Genomic DNA, 19,104 nt, shown 5'->3' with positions numbered 1-19,104 from the left:
CGCCGATGGATCGGCACGACGGGCGTACGGGAGACGCCCTCGGAGTAGATCGACAAGACGGGTCCGACGCGGTCCGCGTAGATCGAGGGGAGCCCGGGAGAGACGCACTCGGCGCGGCGCGCCCATCGCGCCGCGCCGCCGGCGCCTGGCGCTGGGGCGGCGGGCGGGGCGGCCGGGCGGTCCTCATCGGCGCCGCCGTCGCGGTCGTCGCGGCGGGCACCTGGGCGGTCGTGACGCGGCCGCGTCCGGCGCTGTTCGCGCCCCGGCTGTCCGGGCCAGACCGCCTGGTGACCAACGAGTTCGCGCACTGGAACCCGCGCACGCCCGGCACCCACGTCTCCCGGGACTGGGACGTCACGAGCGGGTCGCTGTTCATCCACCGGGGCGTCGCGTGGACGGGCGTGCCGGACGCCTCGGTGCCGGACGCGGGCTCGTCCCGGAGCACCGGGTCGAGCGTGTTCCGGATGACCACGCGCCGACGTGACTTCGGCGACGTGGCGGTCTCCCTGCGCCTGCGGAACCTGGGGCTGACCGGCGCCGGGCGCGCGGCGGCGTCGGAGATCGACGGCGTACACGTCTTCCTACGCTGGCAGAGCCCCGAGAAGCTCTACGTCGTCTCGCTGAACCGCCGGGACGGCCTCATCGTGGTCAAGAAGAAGCTGCCGGGCGGCGAGGCCAACGGCGGCACGTACGTCACGCTCGGCCAGGTCCCCTCCGCCGTCCCGTACGGCCGGTGGCAGGCGTTCCGGGTCCGGATCGCGACGTCCGGCGGCGGGCTCGTGACCATCACCGTCGCGCGGGACGGCCGGCAGGTGCTGTCCACCACCGACGACGGCGGCGAAGGCGCGGCGATCCTGGCCCCCGGCGCGGTCGGGCTGCGCGGCGACAACTGCGACTTCGAGTTCACCGGCTTCCGCGTCACCCGGGCGTGACCGCTCCGGGGCCGGAACGCCGCACCGGCCCCGGAGCCCGTGCCATGCCTCGTCGGCGGCGAGCGAGAGCACCGCCGGGCTGCCGGAGCCTCGATGCAGGCCGCGGGGCTTGCCCTGCGGCTCGTACGCGACGCGGTGACCACCGGCTCGCCGCCGGTCTGTCGGCGATCGATGCCACAATCCCGCGGTATGGCGAGGAGAACACTTCGAGCGCTGGCCGAGTGGATGGTCGGGCTGGGCATGCTGACGGAGGAGAAGGCCGCAGCTGTGCTCGCCGGGATCGCCGAGTGGCGGGAAGATCACCTGGATGAGGATCTGAGCGAGCGCGACGTGTTCGGCTGGCTGCCCGAGTTCGGCGTCGCCATCTCGGTGCACGGCGAGGACGTCGACTACGTGGAGAGCTACTACGCGTATCTGCTGGAGACGCAGGTGACGGCGTGCACCGGTGGCGCGGTGGTCGTCACCGACGTCGTGCTGGTGCGCGACGAGGATGACGAGGACAGCGCCGAGTATCTGCACTTCCTGCGTAACGGCGAGGCGGTCTGGTGGCACGTCGAGCACCAGTCCGACGACTACGTGGACCAGGCGGCGGTGTCAGAGCAGATCAACGATCTGGACCCGGGCGGTGATGATCCGCGCGTGTTCTACGAGCTGCTCCGGGAGAAGAGGGAGGCCTGCCAGGACGACGTGTACGTCCTCGCCTCGCCGAAACAGGCCATGGCGCTTCGGGACGAGTTCGGCCTGGACTTCCACGGGCTGGACGCGGACTGGCCGCGGCTCGGAGAGCCGCCGACGGCGGAGCCGGGCACGGTCGAGTGGTACATGCAGGACGCCCGCCAATCCATGACCGAGCCGGCCAAGGTCTTCCTCGACACATGGCTGTCCGACATGGCCGATGCGCTCGACGGGTGGCGTGCCCGGTTCCTGCCGGAGGATCACCGCGTCGACTTCTCCCTCGACTCCCTGGACGCGCTGGAACGGCAGGTCCTCCATCGGTTCGCCGACTGGAACGCGGCCCATTCGGCCGCCGACGACCCGTTCGTCGTAGGGGCGGTTCGCTACCTGGGTGAGACGCTGATCCGGCAGGCACCGGGTCATTGGGATTACCGGGACACGGCGGACTCGCTGTACGGCCGGGTTCCGCTGGTCCGGTCCAACACGCCGGCCGCCTTCCGGGCGATCGTGGTCCCGCTGCACCTGCTCAGCCGCCTCGCCGAGGATCGCCGATTCGGCATCCTTCGTGAGTCGGTCGAGGAGCTTCAGGACGCGACCGAGGAGTACACGACGGCGCTGCGGACGCTCGACTCGATCCGCCGGTCGAGCGCGGAATGACCGGCGGCGGCGCGCTCAGGCCGCGTCGGGGCTCAGCCAGCGGAGCAGGAGACGGACGCCGTAACCGGTCGCACCCCGGGTGACCTCGGCGTCGTCGGAGCCGGCGCGGGCGGGCCCGGCGACGTCGAGGTGCGCCCACGCCCGCCGCCCGGTGAACGCCCGCAGGAACAGCGCCGCGACGATCGAACCCGCGCGGAAGCCGCCCCGGCCGACGTTCGCGAGGTCGGCGACGTCGGAGTCGATGGCCTCGCGGTACTCGTCGGTCAGTGGCATGCGCCACAGCGGCTCGCCGCTCTCCTCGCCCGCGCCGAGCAGTGCGGCGGCGAGGGCGTCCTCGGTCGCGTACAGCGCGCCGTGCCGCGTGCCCAGCGCGATCTTGGCCGCGCCGGTGAGCGTGGCGATGTCCACGAGCGCGTCAGGGTCGAGTTCGGCGTCGGCGTAGGCGAGGGCGTCGGCCAGGACCAGGCGGCCCTCCGCGTCGGTGTTGAGCACCTCGGAGGTGGTGCCGCCGTAGTGCCGGATGACGTCGCTGGGGCGCATGGCGGACCCGGACGGGAGGTTCTCGGCCGCCGCGACCAGGCCGGTGACCCGGACCGGCACGCGCAGGGCCCGCAGCGCGGTCATGGCCGCGATGACCGCCGCGCCGCCCGCCATGTCGGTCTTCATGGCCTTCATGCTCTCGTTCGGCTTCAGCGACAGGCCGCCGGAGTCGAACATGATGCCCTTGCCGACGAGCACGACGTGCCGCGCGGAGGCGTCCGGCGCGTCCGGCTCGTAGGTCAGCTCGATCAGGCGGGGCGGGCGGGCCGACCCGGCGCCGACCGCGACGATCCCGCCGAAGCCCCCGGCGTGCAGCTCCTGCTCGTCGCGGATCCGTACGGTCAGTCCGGACTCGGCGGCGAGCCGCTCGGCCTGCTCGGCCAGCCACTGCGGGGACTTCTCCCGGGACGGCGTGTTGGCCAGGTCGCGCGCGATCGCCACGGCGCCCGCCACCGTGGCGCCGCGCTCGATGGCGGCCTCGGCGTCGGTGAGCAGGGTGATCTTCTCGGCGGCCGGCTTCTTCGGCGGGCCGCCGACGCGGAAGTCGTACGAGGCCAGCAGCAGTCCCTCGGCGAACGCCGCGAGGCCCTCGTCGCCGGCTCCGGACGGCACGGCCGCGGCGACGTGCGCGCAGCCCCGCCCGCGCCGCGCGATGGCGGCGCCCGCCCGGCGCAGCGCCGCCGGGGAGCCGTCCCCGACGCCGTACAGCAGCAGGTCGGTGATGCCGTCACCCAGCCGCAGCGGAGCACCGACGATCTCCCCGGGACCGCCCTTCGCCTCCTCATGGGCGAGCAGGTCGGCCGCACCGAGGGCGAACAGGCCGGTCAGCTCCTCCACGTAGGCCGGGTCGATCTCCGGACCGGCCTGCACGGGCACGGCGACGACCTCGGCGGTCGTCGCGAAGTCCCGGATCGTGCCGTCGACGCTGTTCAGTCGGGTGTTGACCGGCAAGGTCTCTCCTGTACGGGTTCGGTACGGACAGCGAAGCCCCGGCGTTCGTCCGCCGGGGCCTTCGCGAAACCTCGATGAACCAGGGTGGGACGTCGTCCTAGGGGACGACGTTCTTCAGCGCGTCCCCGAGCTCGCCTGCCTCGTCCGCCGACAGTTCGACAACGAGCCGCCCGCCGCCTTCGAGCGGGACACGCATGACGATTCCGCGCCCCTCCTTGGTAACTTCGAGCGGACCATCGCCTGTCCGCGGCTTCATCGCCGCCATGCGTGAATCCCCTTCCTGCCTAGGGCCGCGCGGGACCGCCGGGCTTCTTTGGCCGCTGACCCGTCTGCCGCTTCAAGTCAACTGGTGGTGGTCCATTATCCCGTTTTCCGGGCGCTAAGTGGTAACGATCAGCTTCGAGATCATGCTGAGACCTGCCGGAGGGCCGTCTCCACGGCCGACGGCGGCCCGGATCCGGGGGTTCGATGGGCCCGGGCCCGGAGGCCGGTCGGCCCGATTTCCACAACCTCCGGCGCGGCTCTTGCCCGGCGCCTCCGGCGTCGTCGATCGTTGCCTGGAGGATTCGGATGACGGAGCGCCCCGGTGCCGGGCGCAGGCAAAGGAGCCTGAACGTGTCGGAGAGCGTGCGGTACGACCTGATGGACGGCGTTGCGACGATCAGCCTGAACCGCCCGGACGCGATGAACTCCCTGACCGCCGAGACCAAGACGGCGCTGCGGGCGGCGGTGGAGCGGGCCCGGGACGACTCGGCCGTACGGGCGGTGATCCTGACCGGTAGCGGCCGGGCGTTCAGCGCCGGGCAGGACCTGCGCGAGCACGCCGCCAACCTGGAGGCGGGCCGTGGCCTGGCCGGCACCATCCAGGACCACTACAACCCGACCGTGCTGGCGATCACCCAGATGCCCAAACCGGTGATCGCCGCGGTCAACGGCGTCGCGGCGGGCGCGGGATTCTCCCTGGCCCTGGCCTGCGACTTCCGGATCGCGTCGGAGAAGGCGTCCTTCGCGCCGGCGTTCACCAGGATCGGGCTGGCCCCCGACAGTGGCTTGTCGTGGACGCTGCAGCGGCTGGTGGGCCGGGCCCGGGCGACGGAGCTCCTGATGCTGGCCGAGCCCGTACGGGCGGCCGAGGCCCTCGAGCTCGGCCTGGTGAACCGCGTCGTGCCCGCCGACCGGCTCGAAGCGGAGGTGCGGGAGCTCGCGGAACGCCTGGCCGCCGGGCCGACGGCAGCGTACGGCGCGGTGAAGACCGCCCTCGACCACGCGGCCACCGCCGACCTGGCGGGCGCCCTCGCCAAGGAGGCGGAGCTCCAGGACGCCTGCGCCGCGACCGCCGACCACGCGAACGCCACCAAGGCCTTCCTCAAGAAGGAACAGCCTGTCTTCGAAGGCCATTGATGCGATGAAGGAGCGGGGCCTTCGCTCCTGGCGACTTGACGGGCCCCGCTCCTTCAGGAATGACCCCCGCGGGGCGGGTCAGCCGCGGTAGAGGTCGAGCTCGGCGACCGAGGCGTAGGTGTTGTTCGGGCCGTGCTCGCTCAGCACCCGGAAGCGTACGTAGCGGCCGGTGACCGATTTGAACGGGACGGTGGTCTCCAGCTGGGTGTCGGGCAGCGTGCCCTTGGCCGCCGGCGCGCCCCAGTGCTTCCCGTCGGCGCTCACGTACAGCTCGTAGGAGGCGACGCGGCCGTTGATGCCGCCGTCCTGGCGCGGCATGTACCGGAAGGCGCCGAGGCGCTGGGCGGCCCCGGTGTCGATGGTGATCTCCTGCGGGAGCTTCGCCGACCAGTCGCTGTGCCAGATCGTGTACGGGTCGTTGTCGAAGGCGTTCGCGGCGGCGCCGTTCTCGTGCGCGGTCTCCTGGCTGGAGGCCGACACCAGCTTCCAGCCCTTCTGGGACAGCGCCGGCCGGTCGCCGGGGAGGCCGACCTGGTCGTACCGGTCGAGGAAGGCCTTGAAGTCGCCGTCGCGGGGCGCGCCCCACGTACGGTCGGCGAGCGCGGCGATCGGGCGGCGGGCGAAGAAGTCGAACCACTCCGGCGGGTTCTGCTCGGCCTTGTCCGACCATCGGGAGATCTTGTAGCCGCGGATGCCGGGCGCGGCGACGAAGTCGTACTCGCCGTAGATGTGGCGGGGGTCGGCGTACCCGTAGCCGCCGGGCGAGGTGGAGAAGCCGGGCGAGACGTACAGGTGGCCGTCCTGGGAGCCGATCACCTGGTAGCCGGCCTGCGCGCGGGCGACCGGGCTGCTCAGCCACTCGTTGACCTGGATGTCCTTGTTCGCCTCGACGCCGTGGGCCTGCTTGTAGTCCCACCACTGCCACAGCTGGGTGGTCTTGCCGTGCGCGCGGACCTGCGCGTCCAGCTCGTTGGCGAAGGCGGTGAAGACGTCGCCGGGCGCGGCGTACCCCTTGGCCTTCTGATAGGCGACGAGCTCGGGGCAGGCGTTCTTGGCCGGGTCGAGCGGGATCTCGTCGCCGCCGATGTGGAAGTACGGCCCGTCGAAGATCGGGATGATGTCGTCGAGGAGTTCGTGGATGAACGTCCGGGTGTGCTCCTTGGTGACGTCGAGGGTCCAGCCGCCCGCGTCGTGGCCCTCCCAGCCGGTGTCCGGCTTGGACAGCGAGTCGCAGGTGAAGGCCAGGCTCGGGTCGTACTTGCTGATCGCCACGGAGTGGGCGGGCAGGTCGATCTCCGGGACGATCGTCACGTCGTAGCGGCGGGCGTAGTCCTGCAGGTCGCGCAGCTCACTCCGGGTGTAGTGCTCCTTGGCCGTCAGCCCGGGGAACCTCTTGCTCTCGACGCGGAAGCCGTTCCAGTCCGACAGGTGCAGGTGGAACAGGTTCAGCTTGTACCAGGCCATCCGCTGGATCTGCTGCTTGAGGTAGGAGACCGGGAAGTACTTGCGGCCGACGTCGAGCATCTGCCCACGTTCTGGGACGTTCGGCCAGTCGCGCGCGTCGCCCCGTGGGATGGATCCGGCCTTCAGCGCCTGCAGGATCGTGCGGGTGCCGTAGAACACGCCGGTCTCGGTGCGGGCGCGCACGGCCGCCGCGTCGCCGACGCTCAGCGCGTACCCCTGGTCGCCGAGCTGCGCGTCGGCGGAGCCGAGCGACAGGACGACGTCGCCGGCGCGGGACCGGCCGCTCGTGACCGGCACGCGTACGCCCGACTCGGCGCGCAGCTCGCTCGCGAACCGGGTCGCGAGGGCGCGCAGCCGGGACTGCCCGACGACGATCCGGCTGCCCTGGCGCGGCCGCCAGGTCCCGGTCGCGCCGTGCCACTCACGCAGGCCCGGCACGACGACAGGGGCCGGATTCGCCGCGCTGCCCGGCGCTGCGATGACGGGATTCGCCGCGCCGCTCGGCGCTCCCGCCGCCGGTACGACGGGCACCAGCGCCCCGGCGAGGATGACTCCGGTCAGTGTTCCGACGAACCGGCGCACGGCATCGCCTCCACGACGTACGAGCCACTCACCCCCGGGAGTTGCTCTAATGTGATCGATTCTCCGGCATGGTAAGCAGCTTTGCGCAGGACTTCCAGATCACCCGGGACACGAGTGAGTCCGGCGCGCCCTCCGTACGGGTTGTGACCTGGCCGGAAAAAGCTCGCGGCGATCCTGGCCGGTTCCGGCATCCCGCCCGGCCGGGAGGCGTTAGCGTCGGCTAGGTGACGCAACGTGAATGGCTGTCGGCCGAGGACTGGTACGCCTCGCTTCCGTCCGTGTACGTCGCGGCGGGCGGCCTCATCACCGACCCTGCGGGGCGAGCCCTGCTCGTCAAGCCGAACTACCGCCCGTACTGGGGTTTCCCCGGCGGCGTCGTCGAGGCCGACGAGGCGCCGCACCGGGGATGCGAGCGGGAGGTGCTCGAGGAGGTCGGGCTGAGCGTCGCGGCGGGGCGCCTGCTCGTCTCCGACTGGGTCCCCGCCGGCGGCGAGCGCCCGCGCCCGAGCGTGTACTTCCTGTTCGACTGCGGCGTGTACGAGGGCGACCCGCCGATCCGGCTCCAGGAGGAGGAGCTCGACGACTACGCGTTCGTGACGGCTGAGGAGGGCGTCGGCATGCTCGCCACCGCCTTCGCGAGCCGCCTCACCACCGCGCTCCACGCCCGCCGGACCGGCGAGACCCAGTACCTTCCGGTGACCCGGCCCTCTGACGCGGAGGTCGCGCCGTAGCCGTGCGCGTTCGGGAGCACGCGGAGATCGATCCTTAGCCGTACGGCGCCGGTGCGGAGAGCGCTCGTCCGCCGTGTGCCCTCCGGGAGCGCGTGCCGTCGGCGCGGAGATCCTCCTTGACCGTACGGCGCCGGCGCGGAGACGCTCCTTGGCCGTACGGCCTCCGTTCATCGGTCGACGGTGAGCTCGAAGAGCCGGTGCAGCAGGACGTGCAGCGCGGCCCGCTCATCGCTGGTCAGCCCGTCGAGCATGTCCTGTTCGATGCCCTCGCCGGTACGGCGCAGGCCTGCGATCACGGTCCGGCCCTCCGCGGTCAGCGCGATGGTGTGACGACGCCGGTCGGCGGGGTCCCGGGTCCGCTCGATCAGCCCCTGGCGCTCCAGGAAGTCGACCACCGAGACGGCGTTCCGCGGATCGACGCCGATCAGCTCGGCGAGGCGCTGCTGGTGGGTGGTCTTGAGGTCGTCGAGCGTCATGAGGGCGCCGTAGTGATGCGGCGTCATCCCGTGCTCGGCGAGCATGCGCGCCCATCGCCGCCGCGACTCGGCACCGAGCCGCGCCAGCAGATAGCCGGTGCTGGCCCGGAGCTCGGGCGGTGGAACGGGAGCGCCCTTTTCGGATCTTCCTCCTTCATCCGCCATGCGGGCGATCATACGCCTTTGCGGACATGGAGCATGATAGTCATATTTTATGAGCAAAATCATGAATGAGGCGACCTGTCTGGTGACGGGAGCGACCAGCGGCATCGGCAAGGCCACGGGCGGCCTGGAGAGGTCATAAGGGGACGGACCCGCGACAAGAACGTCCCTCGGGCGCTACCGTCAGCACTGACGATCAGTGAGATCGATCACAACGGAAGAACGCGGAGCGGACGATGGCCCCTCATCCCCCGGCGCTACCCGTCGCAGGCCGGCCCGCCGCCGACCGGCATCTCGGCCCCGCCCTGCTGCTCGTCCTCCCGGCCGCCGTGCTCGCGCTCGCCTCGCTGGTCGTCCCGACCGGCCAGACCATCGTGCGCAGCCTCCAGGACTCGCGGTTCCTCAGCAGCTCCCATCGGTTCGTCGGCCTGGACAACTACGGCACCGTGCTGAAGGAAGGCGACTTCTGGCGGGCGCTGGGCTTCTCGATCGCGATCGCCGTCGTCCCGATCATCGTGGCGGTGCTGATCGGCCCGGCGCTCGCCGCCGCCCTCGACCAGGCGGGCACCTGGCCCCGCCGGGTCGGTCGCGTGCTGATGTCGCTGCCGCTCGTCGTCTTCTCCCCCTTGGCGGTCGCCGTCGCCTGGCACATGAGCCAGGCGACCGGCAAGGACGGTATCGCCACGATCTTCGGCCGGATCGACAGCCCCGACAAGGCGGCGACCGTCATCCCGTTCGTCACGGCGGCGGCGATGTTCGGCGCGGTGTGCGGCCTGGCGCTGCTCGTCTTCCTGCCCGTCCTGCGCGCCCGTGCCGAGGGCCGGCGGATCACCCCGGCGATGCTCGCGGTGGGGGCGATCGTCGTGCTGGCCGCCGCCGCGACGAGCCTGCAGGCGTTCACGTTCTCTGGGGTGATGGGCGACTCGAGGAAGTCGAGCACGCTCATCGGCATGCAGTACAACGTGGCGTTCCGCATGGCGAACCTCGGCGTCGGGTCGGCCGTCGCCACCATCACGGGCCTGATCCTCGCGGTCCTCGGGGTGGGAGCCACCGTCATCGCGATCAGGACCGGCCTGGGGATCAAGCTCGCCCCAGCCCCGCGTCGCGGTGCGCCGGAGCCGGGCCCGCGCCCGGACGCCGCCCGCTCGGTGATCGCGATCCTGTCCGTGGTCGTGGTCCTCATCTTCACGGTTCTGGGCTTGTGGCCCTGGCTGTCCGCGCTGTTCTCCAGCGGACACGGCTCCTCGCCCTCCGGGGGGTCCACCGGCAAGATCTACCTGAACACCTGGGTCCCGCCGCTGCTGAACGCCCTCGTCTCCGTCGGCGTGGCGTTCCTCGCGGCGCTGGGCATCGGCGGCCTGCGCCCGCTCGGCCGCCGCAGCGAACTGCTGCTCCTGCCGTTCGCACCGTGGCTGTTCGTCGGCATCGGCCCGCTCAGCGTCACCGGCTACGAGAACGAGCGGAGCCTGCACCTTCTCGACAAGTTCACGTCGCTGTTCTCGCCGATCTGGGTGAGCGTCCCGGCGCTCCTCATCCTGACGCTCTTCTGCCGGCGCCACGCGGCCCGCTGGCGGGCACAGCGCGCAACCGGCGCTCCGGCCGCGCCGTCGTTCTTCGCGACGGTCGTCGTCCCGGCACTCCCCCTGGCCGGCCTGCTCGCCGGGGCGATCACCCTGATCGGCGCGCAGGGCGTGCTCTGGCCGAGCATTGTGGGCGTCAGCGTCGGCAACCGGACCGCGCCGGTCGAACTGCTGGTCCGCGTGGGCGAGTTCATCAGCGCCAACGCCCAGGTCGGGCTGACGACGCCCATCGTCGCGGTGATTTTGGTGTTCATCGCGCTGGCAGCGCTCCAGATCTTCTACCTGGACCGGCTCGTCATCACCACCGGCCCGGACGAAGAGGCCACGGGCATGCCGGGGCCTGCCCAGCAGCCGGGCCGGCCCGCCCCGATCCCCGCCGTCGGCCCGGGCCTTCCGCCGCCCTCCGGCCCGCCGGCCTGGTACGCTCCCCCACCCGGCTACGCCCCACCCGCGGGCTACGGCCCACCGTCGCCGTACGGCCCGCCCCCGGGATACGCGCCTCAGCCCGGCTACGGACCGCCACCGGGATACGCGCCTCAGCCCGGCTACGGACCGCCACCGGGGTACGGCCCGCCCCCTCCCCAGGCACCGCCTGAGACGACATCGGCCGATCCGAGACCCGAGCCGCCTTCCGCCTCCGAGCCCGAGCGGAAGCCCGACCACGGCAGCGAGGAGCGATCCTCCGACGACCCGCCACACGCCACGGACGACTGAGGCCGGCCCAAAGATCTCCTCAGCCTGCGTCTCTGGTGAAGGATCCTCGCCAGACTTGGAGGGAGCCGTCGCTGAGCGCGGTGGCGTAGTTGACGACTCGGGCGTAGCCGTCGTGCAGGAGCATCGGCAGCGCCGGTCCGGCGGGCAGGCCGCCGGCGAAGGTCTTGGTGATCCAGGTTCGAACCCAGGCCGTTTCGTTGGTCCATTCGGTGGTGGTGAAGCCGGCCTGCTCGATCGAGGCGTGAAGTGAGTCGGCGGTGACGACGAAGCTGTCGGTGCCGTCGAGTGACCACGGCATGGGCCAGGCCAGGTCGGTCTGACGCGGCCGGCAGACCTCCCAGACGGCCAGGCGTGCGCCGGGGGCGAGGCAGCGGGCGATGTGCGCGAACCAGGCCGTCTTGTCGTGGACGTTCATCTGGACATGCATGGTGATCGCGGCTTGGAACAGCGGGTCAGGGTCGAACGTCGCGATGTCGCCGACCCGGAATTGAACGAGGTCGCGCAGTCCGGATCTGGCGGTCAGGTCGCGGGCGGCGTTGACGTAGGCCGGGGTGATGTCGATGCCGGTGACGTGGTTGCCGGTGCGGCGCGCGATCTGCCGGGCTGGTCCGCCGAATCCCGAGCCGACGTCCAGGACGGTCTCGCCCTCGGTGAGGGTGAGGCTGCCGATGAGCAGGTCGACCGCGTCGGCGCCGCCGATGTGGAATTGGTCGAGGCCGTCCAGCGCGCCGTCGGCGGAGATGTCGAGGTCGGGATACTCGTCCAGGAGCCGGTTGATCGTCTGGTCGACGCCGGTCTCTTCGTAGGTCATCGCGTGAGGTCCTTCCGGTGGCTGCCGGCGTGGGCCGGCTCGCTCGGTCGGGTCGGCGGTTCTGGCTGCTGTGCGGGTTGGGCGGGCAGGAAGGCGGCGGCGAGGAGCGCACCGACCGCGGCGACGGCTCCGGCGACGACGCAGCCGATGCTGAGGCCGTGGTCGAAGGCGTTGGTGGCGGCCTGGTGGATGGCCTGGGCCGCGTCGTTCTGGCCGTGTGCGGCGAGGTAGCCGGAGAGGCCGTACGCCGCCCCGATCGACTGGTGGGCGGGGTCGGTCAGGGTGTGCGGCAACGTGGCGGGAAGAGCGGTGGTGAGCCGCGAGGCGTACAGCGAGGCGTAGACGCTGCCGAGGACGGCCACGCCGACGGTGCCGCCGAGCAGGCGGGTCGCGTCGTTCACGGCGGAGCCGACGCCGGCCTGGTGGGCGCCGACGGCCCTCATGATCGACTCGGTCGCGGGCGCGGAGGTCAGGCCCATGCCCAGGCCGTAGACGACCATCTGCACGGCGATGATCCCGTAACTGAACGTCGGCGTGATATCACCGGCGACCCAGAAGTAGAAGATCGCCTGCAGGGCCAGCCCGGCGGCGACCATGGTCTTGGTGCCGAGGCGGACCGCGAGCCTGGTGCCGGCGATCGATCCGACGGCGACCGAGATCGCGACGGGCAGAAGGCGCACGCCCGTGGCCAGTGGGCTATAGGTCCGGACGAACTGGAAGTACTGGGTCATCAGAAAGATGAACCCGAACAGCGTGAAGAACGCGATGGTGACCGAGGCGCTGGCAGCGCTGAAGCGCATGTCGGTGAACAGCCGTACGTCGAGCATCGGCCGGTCGGCGCGGCGCTCGCCGACGATGAACGCGACCAGAACGACCGCGGCGCCGGCGAACCCGAGCAGCGACGCCGTCGACGTCCAGCCCCGGTCCGGAGCCTCGATGACGGTGTAGACCAGCAGCCCCATGAAGCCGCCGGACAGGACCAGGCCTGGGAGGTCCAGGCGGTGCGGAGCCGGGTCCTTGAAGGTGGGAACGTACCGCGCGACCAGGATGATGACGCCCAGCGACACCGGCCCGAGCGCGTAGAAGACACTCGACCAGCTGTAGTGCTCGAGCAGGAAGCCGCCCACGATCGGCCCAAGAGCGATGGCCATCCCGCCCGTGGCTCCCCACAGGCCGATCGACATCGCCCGCTCCTTCCGGCTGGTGAACACCCCGGTCAGCAGCGACAACGTGGCTGGGAACGTCATCGCCGCCCCGAGGCCCATGACCGCCCGCGCGGCGATCAGCTCCGCCATGGACGTGGCGTACCCGCCGGCGAAGCTTGCGAGACCGAACACCCCCAGCCCGGCCAGCAGCATGCCCTTGCGGCCGAACCGGTCGGACAGGCTCCCGGAAGTGAGCAGGAGCGCGGCGAAGACCAGGTTGTAGGCGTCCACCACCCACTGCAACTGCGAGGTCGTCGCGCCCAGTTCACGGGACAGCGTCGGCAGCGCCACGTTGACGAGCATGGTGTCGAGATTGATCACGAACGATGCCGTGAGCAGGGCGACGAGGACCAGTGGTTTCGACGGTTCACGAATCACGGTTGAAGAGTAGACACAGTCGGTTTACTTTTTCAACTACAAGGTTTTGGAACTAAACCGTGGTGCGTTAGGCTTGGCGCATGCGAAGCTACGGCCAGTACTGCTCGATCGCCCGGGCCCTCGACATCGTGGGGGACCGCTGGACGCTGCTGATCGTCCGGGAGCTGCTACTGCAGGGCTCGTGCCGGTTCACCGATCTGAAGACCGGGCTGCCCGGCATCGCGACCAACCTGCTGTCGACCCGCCTGAAGGAGCTCGAGGACGCCGGGCTGATCAGCCGCGAGGACGCGCCTCCGCCCGTCGCCACCGCCCTCTACGCCCTGACCGAGAACGGCCTGTCGCTGGAGCCGGTGCTGAAGGCGCTCGGACTGTGGGGACTGCGACTCATGGACGTCGAACGGCCAGACGACGCGTTCCAGGCACGCTGGCTCGCCTACGCTCCCGCCTGGTTCACCACTGACGCCGACCCCGGAGCCCCGCCGGTGGTCATCCAGCTCGTCGCATCCGACGAGCAAGCCGTCATCGAGATCGGCGGAGGGCAGGTCCACACCCGCGTCGGCCGCGCCGCCGACCCCGACCTGGTCCTGGAGGGCCCGCCCCGCGCCATCCTGGGGCTGCTCAACGGCATGATCGACATCGACCTCGCCACCAAGATCGGGTTGACCAGCCGCGGTCGTCACGACGTGCTCGCCCGCCTCCGACCTGTCGCCGCGGATCCCGAAGGCGCTCCATCCACGGCCGAACACTGAGCATCGTTTCCGACGGCGATTCAGGATCCGCGTCCGGACCGCCTTCATCGGTCCAGATCAGCCCTGACGCGTGCACCCCTCCCGCACCGGCGGCGGAGCCTCACAGGTGAAGCCGCTGGTCCGGCCGGTACCCGTCGCCCGGCCCGGGTTTGACCGGGCGACGGTCGAGCGATCACCATGACGGCGTGAGCCAACCGTCTCCTGAGCGGGCCCCCTCCCGTAAGCGCCGGGACGCGGCACCGAGCATCAGGGACGTCGCGGCGGCGGCCGGCGTCTCCTATCAGACGGTGTCCCGCGTCCTCAACGACTCGCCGAGAGTGCGGCCGGTGACCAGGCATCAGGTGATGGACGCGATCGAACGGCTGGGTTATCGGCCGAACCGCGCGGCCCGTGCGCTCGGCTTCGGGCGGGCCCGCGCCGTCACGGTCGTCACCTCGAACACGACGCTCTACGGCTACGCCGCCACGCTCCAGGGCATCGAGGAGGCCGCCCGTGAGGAGGGGCTCGCCGTCGGCGTCCAGGTGATCGAGTCCGCCCGCTCCGGCGACATCCGGCAGGCCGTCGAGCACGTCAGCGACCCGAGCGTGGGCGGCGTGGTGGTGATCGCCTTCGACGCCGCGGGAATGGAGCTGCTGCGCCGGCTCCCCGGCGACGTCCCGGCGGTCGCGGCGGTCGAGCCGGGTGCTCTCGCCGAGGCCGGGCGGACGACGATCTGCCTGGACGAGCAGCAGGCGTCCGCCGACGCGACCCGGCACCTGCTGTCGCTCGGGCACCGTACGGTGCACCACGTGGCGATCCCCTCCGAAGCCGGGACGCGGGGACGCGAGGCGGGGTGGCGGCGTGCCCTGCTGGAGGCGGAGGCTCCGGTCCCGGAGATCGTGGCCGCCGGGTGGGACGCCCGATCGGCGTACGAGGCAGGGTGTGCGCTGGCCGCCGATGACGCGGTGACGGCGATCCTGTGCGGCAACGACGACACCGCGATGGCCGTACGTCGTGCCCTGTACGACGCGGGCCGGGACGTTCCCGCCGACGTCAGCCTCGTCGGGTTCGACGACGTTCCCGGCTCGGCGTACTGGATTCCGGCCCTGACCACCATCCGCATGGACTTCGCGGGCTGGGGGCGGGCCTGCCTCGCCGCCCTGGCGGCCGAACTCGACGGCCGGCCCCGTCCGGAGATCGCGCTGACCGCCCCGAACCTGGTCGTCCGGGAGTCGACCGCCCCGCCGCGGACGGCGCGCTAGAAACCCGCTTGTAACAAGACGGTAACGAGACCTTCCCTTCCGAAATGTGACCGGTCACACTCATCCGCATGTGACCGGTCACATATCTGGTCGATCGAGAAGCCGACCGGCCGGTGACCGGCCCTGATGACCCCTTTAAAGAGCGACGACACGGCCGACCGGCGTCTCCACGGCGGGCACACCGCCGAGCGCCGATGGCACCCGGCACCGCGATAGCGGCCAGGTGCCCGGTCTTCCCGGCGACCCCGCGAAGACAGGCCCCGATCCCTTGTCCTCCCGCCCGTACGAGAAGGAGCAGCAGTTGAGCGCGTTCGACGACGGAACGAGCATCACGTGGGGGCACTCGGCGTTGTCCCTCGTCGTGGACGTCACCCCGGGACGGCCGGTGAGTGTGCGCACGATGACGCCCGACCACGCCGGCCCTCCCCCGGGCCCCACGGCGCAGCCGCTGGTGGAGATCCTCACCGCCGGTACGGGGCGGGACGCCATATCGGAGCGGTTCTCCGAGACCACGATCGGCCGCCGCCTGGAATTCGCCGGCAGTGAGCGGTCCCGGGACGGCAGGTGGCACCTGCTGCGCATCGAGTTGCGAGACGAGCCGACAGGCCTGCGAGTCGAGGTGATGCTCCGGTCGGCCGACGGCGTGAGCGCGGTACAGAGTCAGGTCCGCGTGACCAATCACGGCGACCGGCCGTTCCTTCTGCTGGGCGTGTCATCCTTCTCGGCCGGATTCCACGGGCACCCCGTCGATCGCCTGGACCTCGTGCGCGGATCCAGTGAGTGGATCGGCGAGGGCCGATGGAGCCGTCGCCCCTTCCGGGAGATCGCGGTCGACCTCAACCTGCCGTTCCACGGGCAGAACGGTCGCGGGCGGTTCGCGGCCATCAGCACCGGTGCCTGGTCCACCGCCCACGTCCTGCCGACCGGCGGCCTGATCGACCGGGAGGGCGGAGACGCCTGGCTGTGGCAGATCGAGCACAACGGCGCGTGGCGCTGGGAGACCGGTGAGCGTCTCGACGGCGCCTACGTCGCGCTGCTCGGCCCGACCGATCTCGACCACCAGTGGCAGCACGACCTCGAGCCCGGCGGATCCTTCACCACCGTTCCGGTGTCGGTCGCCGTCTCCGGCGAAGGCCTGCACGGTGCGGCCGCCGCCTTGACGGCTCACCGGCGCGCCCTCGTGCGGCCGCACCCCGACCGCGACGCTCTCCGGGTCGTGTTCAACGACTACATGAACACCCTGAGTGGCGACCCGACCACCGCGAAACTGCTTCCGTTGATCGATGCGGCTGCCGGCGTCGGCGCCGAGGTGTTCTGCATCGACGCCGGCTGGTACGGCGACGGCAACTGGTGGGACAGCGTCGGCGCGTGGGAGCCGTCCCAGGCACGGTTCCCACGCGGGATCGAAGAGGTCCTCGCCCACATCCGGCGGCGAGGGATGGTGCCCGGGTTGTGGCTGGAACCCGAAGTGATCGGTGTCCGCAGCCCGATCGCCGACAAACTGCCCGAGGAGGCGTTCCTGCAGCGCGGCGGCGTACGGGTGGTCGAGCACGGCCGCTACCACCTGGACCTGCGGCACCCCCGCGCCGTCGCGCACCTGGACGAGACGATCAACCGGCTGGTCGAGCAGCTCGGCGTCGGCTACTTCAAACTCGACTACAACATCGACCCCGGCGTCGGCACCGACCGGGACGCCGACAGCGCGGGAGCGGGCCTGCTGGCCCACAACCGCGCCCACCTGGCCTGGCTGGACGGTGTCCTGGACCGGCATCCAGGGCTCATCCTGGAGAACTGCGCGTCCGGGGCGATGCGCATGGACTACGCGATGTTGTCGCGGATGCAGCTCCAGTCCACCAGCGACCAGCAGGACTTCCTGCGCTACCCGCCGATCGCCGCCGCGGCGCCGATGTCGTTGCTGCCCGAGCAGTCCGGCAACTGGGCCTACCCGCAGCCGGACATGAGCGACGAGCAGATCGCCTTCACCTTGTGCACCGGCCTCCTCGGCCGCCTCTACCTGTCCGGCCACCTCGACCGGATGACGGACCGGCAGCTGGCCTCCGTACGGGACGCCGTCGCCGTCCACCGCGACATCCGAGCCGAACTGGCGGCGGCCACGCCGCTGTGGCCACTGGGCCTGCCCGGCTGGTCGGATTCGTGGCTCAGCCTGGCGCTGCGCCGCGGTGACACGACGTACGTGACCGTCTGGTACCGGGGCGGGACCGCCGACGACGCGGTGCTGTCCCTGCCGCACCTGGCGGGCGCCGATGTGGAGATCGACACGCTCTTCCCCCGCCGTCTCCCTTCCTTCGGCCGGCACTTCGATTCCCGGACCGGCCGGTTGTCCATCCAGGCACCCGACACCGAAACGGTCGCCGCACGACTCCTCCGCATCCGCTCTACCAGCAAAAACAGCATCTGAACCGCTAGATTGACCGCTCTGCCACAACAGAGCGGGGTCCCCCTCCCGAAAAGGATCTGCGATGAAAAGAAGGACCCTCCTCGGTGTGGCGGCGACGCTCGCGCTGAGCCTGGCCGCCACCGCCTGCAGCGACCCCGGTGCCGGCTCCTCGTCCAGCGCTGCCGCGGCGACCTGGACGGACCCCTCGGCCAAGCTCGCCGGCGTCAACCTGACGATCTGGGCCGCCCAGAACAGCAACACCGTGCCCAAGCAGGTCATCGACGCCTTCCACACCGCGACGGGCGCCACCGTCAAGGTCGTCACGATCCCCGACCCGTACGAGCAGGGCGTGCAGACGAAGGTCGCCACCGGCGACAAGCCGGACCTGGCGTTCTGGCAGCCGACCGCGTCCATGCTGACGGCGATCAACGCGAAGGCCAATCTTCAACCGCTCACCGGCGCACCCTGGCTGTCGAAGCTCTCGCCCGCCCTCAAGGACATGACCGGGCTCCTCGACAACACTCGCTACGCCGCGCTGATCACCAGCCCGGCGGTCGAGGGCGTCTACTACAACAAGGAGGTCTTCGCCGCCAACGGGATCACCCAGACGCCGAAGAACTTCGACGAGATGATCGCCGTGGCCCGCAAGCTCAAGGCCAAGGGCGTCACCCCGTTCTACGAGATGGGCGGCGACAAGTGGGCCACCCAGTGGTGGGTTCAGGTCCAGCTCGCCGACGCCGCGAAGAGCGGGCTCTGGGGCAGGGTCAACACGAAGAAGGAGACGTTCACCGGCCCGACCGTGCTGGGAGCGATCAAGAAGTACAAGTCCCTGATCGACGAAGGACTGTTCAACTCCAACATCAAGACCGCGAAGTTCGAGGACCAGGGCAAGGCGCTGCTCGGCGGCAAGGCCGCCATGGCCATGCAGGTGAACTCCTTCTTCGGCGAGCTGCAGGCGAGCGCGGACACCGCCACCCTCGACAAGAAGATCGGGTTCTTCCCGATCTCACCGTCCGGGAACGTCGGCACGTACATCCCGGACCAGTCCAACGCCCTGGTCGCGTTCAAGACCGGCGACGCCAAGCGTGAGGCGGCCGCCCGGCAGCTGCTGTCCTTCTGGATGGGCCCCGACTACAAGAACTTCATCACCACCCAGAACACCGTGTCGCTGGAGCCCTCGGTGCCGAACCCGGCGGGCGTGCCGCAGGCCCTGCTGGCCGTGCACGCCTCCCTGCCCACCTCCGTCGGCTCGATGCAGGCCCTCGCCGTCGCCAACCCCGACCTGTACCTCAACCTCTCCGACATGATCGCCGGAAAGATGCCGCCGGAGAAGGTGGCCTCGACCACCCAGGACCAGTTCGCGCAGCTCGCCAAGGCCGCCGGGGCACCCGGCTTCTGATCACTCGTCCCTCGGAGGTGCCGGGGCTGTGCTCCGGCACCCCCTCCGCGAAGGAGTC

General features: G+C 71.0%; 15 protein-coding genes. 9 read left to right on the top strand and 6 right to left on the bottom strand.

Features of this window, described 5'->3' with window-relative positions; all coding sequences use genetic code 11:
* The first annotated feature begins 5 nt into the window (after window positions 1-5).
* Both AB0I04_RS07925 and AB0I04_RS07920 read left to right on the top strand, forming a co-directional pair.
* Window positions 6-932 carry a hypothetical protein gene (locus AB0I04_RS07925; protein WP_360880852.1) on the top strand — a complete coding sequence of 309 codons (927 nt, stop codon included), beginning with the start codon at window positions 6-8 and terminating at the stop codon, window positions 930-932.
* 189 nt (window positions 933-1,121) lie between these two features.
* Window positions 1,122-2,264: a hypothetical protein gene (locus AB0I04_RS07920; RefSeq protein WP_360880850.1), complete on the top strand. Its 1,143-nt coding sequence runs from the start codon at window positions 1,122-1,124 to the stop codon at window positions 2,262-2,264.
* Window positions 2,265-2,279: 15 nt separating this feature from the next.
* On the opposite strand, the gene AB0I04_RS07915 is transcribed toward AB0I04_RS07920, so the two are convergent.
* Both AB0I04_RS07915 and AB0I04_RS07910 read right to left on the bottom strand, forming a co-directional pair.
* Window positions 2,280-3,755 carry a leucyl aminopeptidase gene (locus AB0I04_RS07915; RefSeq protein ID WP_360880848.1) on the bottom strand — a complete coding sequence of 492 codons (1,476 nt, stop codon included), beginning with the start codon at window positions 3,753-3,755 and terminating at the stop codon, window positions 2,280-2,282.
* A 97-nt stretch (window positions 3,756-3,852) separates the two neighbouring features.
* Window positions 3,853-4,020: a DUF3117 domain-containing protein gene (locus tag AB0I04_RS07910; protein ID WP_360880846.1), complete on the bottom strand. Its 168-nt coding sequence runs from the start codon at window positions 4,018-4,020 to the stop codon at window positions 3,853-3,855.
* Between the two features lie 377 nt (window positions 4,021-4,397).
* On the opposite strand from AB0I04_RS07910, the gene AB0I04_RS07905 reads away from it, so the two are divergent.
* The gene (locus AB0I04_RS07905) at window positions 4,398-5,156 is read left to right on the top strand and encodes an enoyl-CoA hydratase-related protein (protein ID WP_360881044.1); all 759 of its coding nucleotides are present in this window, start codon (window positions 4,398-4,400) and stop codon (window positions 5,154-5,156) included.
* 78 nt (window positions 5,157-5,234) lie between these two features.
* Here the strand turns inward: AB0I04_RS07905 and AB0I04_RS07900 are convergent, their stop codons facing one another.
* Window positions 5,235-7,202 carry a family 20 glycosylhydrolase gene (locus AB0I04_RS07900; protein ID WP_360880844.1) on the bottom strand — a complete coding sequence of 656 codons (1,968 nt, stop codon included), beginning with the start codon at window positions 7,200-7,202 and terminating at the stop codon, window positions 5,235-5,237.
* Window positions 7,203-7,426: 224 nt separating this feature from the next.
* On the opposite strand from AB0I04_RS07900, the gene AB0I04_RS07895 reads away from it, so the two are divergent.
* Window positions 7,427-7,933, top strand: a complete 507-nt coding sequence (locus AB0I04_RS07895; RefSeq protein ID WP_360880842.1) for an NUDIX hydrolase — start codon at window positions 7,427-7,429, stop codon at window positions 7,931-7,933.
* A 167-nt stretch (window positions 7,934-8,100) separates the two neighbouring features.
* Here the strand turns inward: AB0I04_RS07895 and AB0I04_RS07890 are convergent, their stop codons facing one another.
* Window positions 8,101-8,574, bottom strand: a complete 474-nt coding sequence (locus tag AB0I04_RS07890; RefSeq protein WP_360880840.1) for a MarR family transcriptional regulator — start codon at window positions 8,572-8,574, stop codon at window positions 8,101-8,103.
* A gap of 233 nt (window positions 8,575-8,807) precedes the next feature.
* Here AB0I04_RS07890 and AB0I04_RS07885 point away from each other — a divergent pair, with 233 nt between their 5' ends.
* A complete protein-coding gene (locus tag AB0I04_RS07885) occupies window positions 8,808-10,865 on the top strand; it encodes a hypothetical protein (protein WP_360880838.1) in 2,058 nt (685 codons plus the stop codon).
* Window positions 10,866-10,884: 19 nt separating this feature from the next.
* Here AB0I04_RS07885 and AB0I04_RS07880 read toward each other — a convergent pair whose 3' ends face one another.
* Both AB0I04_RS07880 and AB0I04_RS07875 read right to left on the bottom strand, forming a co-directional pair.
* Window positions 10,885-11,676 (bottom strand): class I SAM-dependent methyltransferase, encoded by a 792-nt coding sequence (locus AB0I04_RS07880; RefSeq protein ID WP_360880836.1) that lies wholly within the window; start codon window positions 11,674-11,676, stop codon window positions 10,885-10,887.
* Window positions 11,673-13,259, bottom strand: coding sequence for a DHA2 family efflux MFS transporter permease subunit (locus tag AB0I04_RS07875; RefSeq protein WP_360880834.1), 1,587 nt, complete (start codon window positions 13,257-13,259; stop codon window positions 11,673-11,675). The genes AB0I04_RS07880 and AB0I04_RS07875 overlap by 4 nt, the downstream gene beginning before the upstream one ends.
* Window positions 13,260-13,339: 80 nt before the next feature.
* Here AB0I04_RS07875 and AB0I04_RS07870 point away from each other — a divergent pair, with 80 nt between their 5' ends.
* The 4 genes from AB0I04_RS07870 (at window position 13,340) to AB0I04_RS07855 (ending at window position 19,046) form a co-directional block, all read left to right on the top strand.
* On the top strand, window positions 13,340-14,008 hold the full coding sequence (locus tag AB0I04_RS07870; RefSeq protein ID WP_360880832.1) for a helix-turn-helix domain-containing protein: 669 nt from the start codon (window positions 13,340-13,342) through the stop codon (window positions 14,006-14,008).
* 185 nt (window positions 14,009-14,193) lie between these two features.
* On the top strand, window positions 14,194-15,249 hold the full coding sequence (locus AB0I04_RS07865; RefSeq protein ID WP_360880830.1) for a LacI family DNA-binding transcriptional regulator: 1,056 nt from the start codon (window positions 14,194-14,196) through the stop codon (window positions 15,247-15,249).
* Window positions 15,250-15,550: 301 nt separating this feature from the next.
* Window positions 15,551-17,668 carry a glycoside hydrolase family 36 protein gene (locus tag AB0I04_RS07860; protein ID WP_360880828.1) on the top strand — a complete coding sequence of 706 codons (2,118 nt, stop codon included), beginning with the start codon at window positions 15,551-15,553 and terminating at the stop codon, window positions 17,666-17,668.
* 61 nt (window positions 17,669-17,729) lie between these two features.
* Complete coding sequence (locus tag AB0I04_RS07855) at window positions 17,730-19,046, top strand: extracellular solute-binding protein (protein ID WP_360880826.1); 1,317 nt, start codon at window positions 17,730-17,732, stop codon at window positions 19,044-19,046.
* Window positions 19,047-19,104: the final 58 nt, after the last annotated feature.

It is taken from the genome of Actinoallomurus sp. NPDC050550 (genome assembly GCF_040655075.1).
GTDB lineage: Bacteria > Actinomycetota > Actinomycetes > Streptosporangiales > Streptosporangiaceae > Actinoallomurus.
The sequence above is the reverse complement of the archived record's forward strand: the minus strand, read 5'-3'. Positions and strand labels throughout refer to the sequence as shown.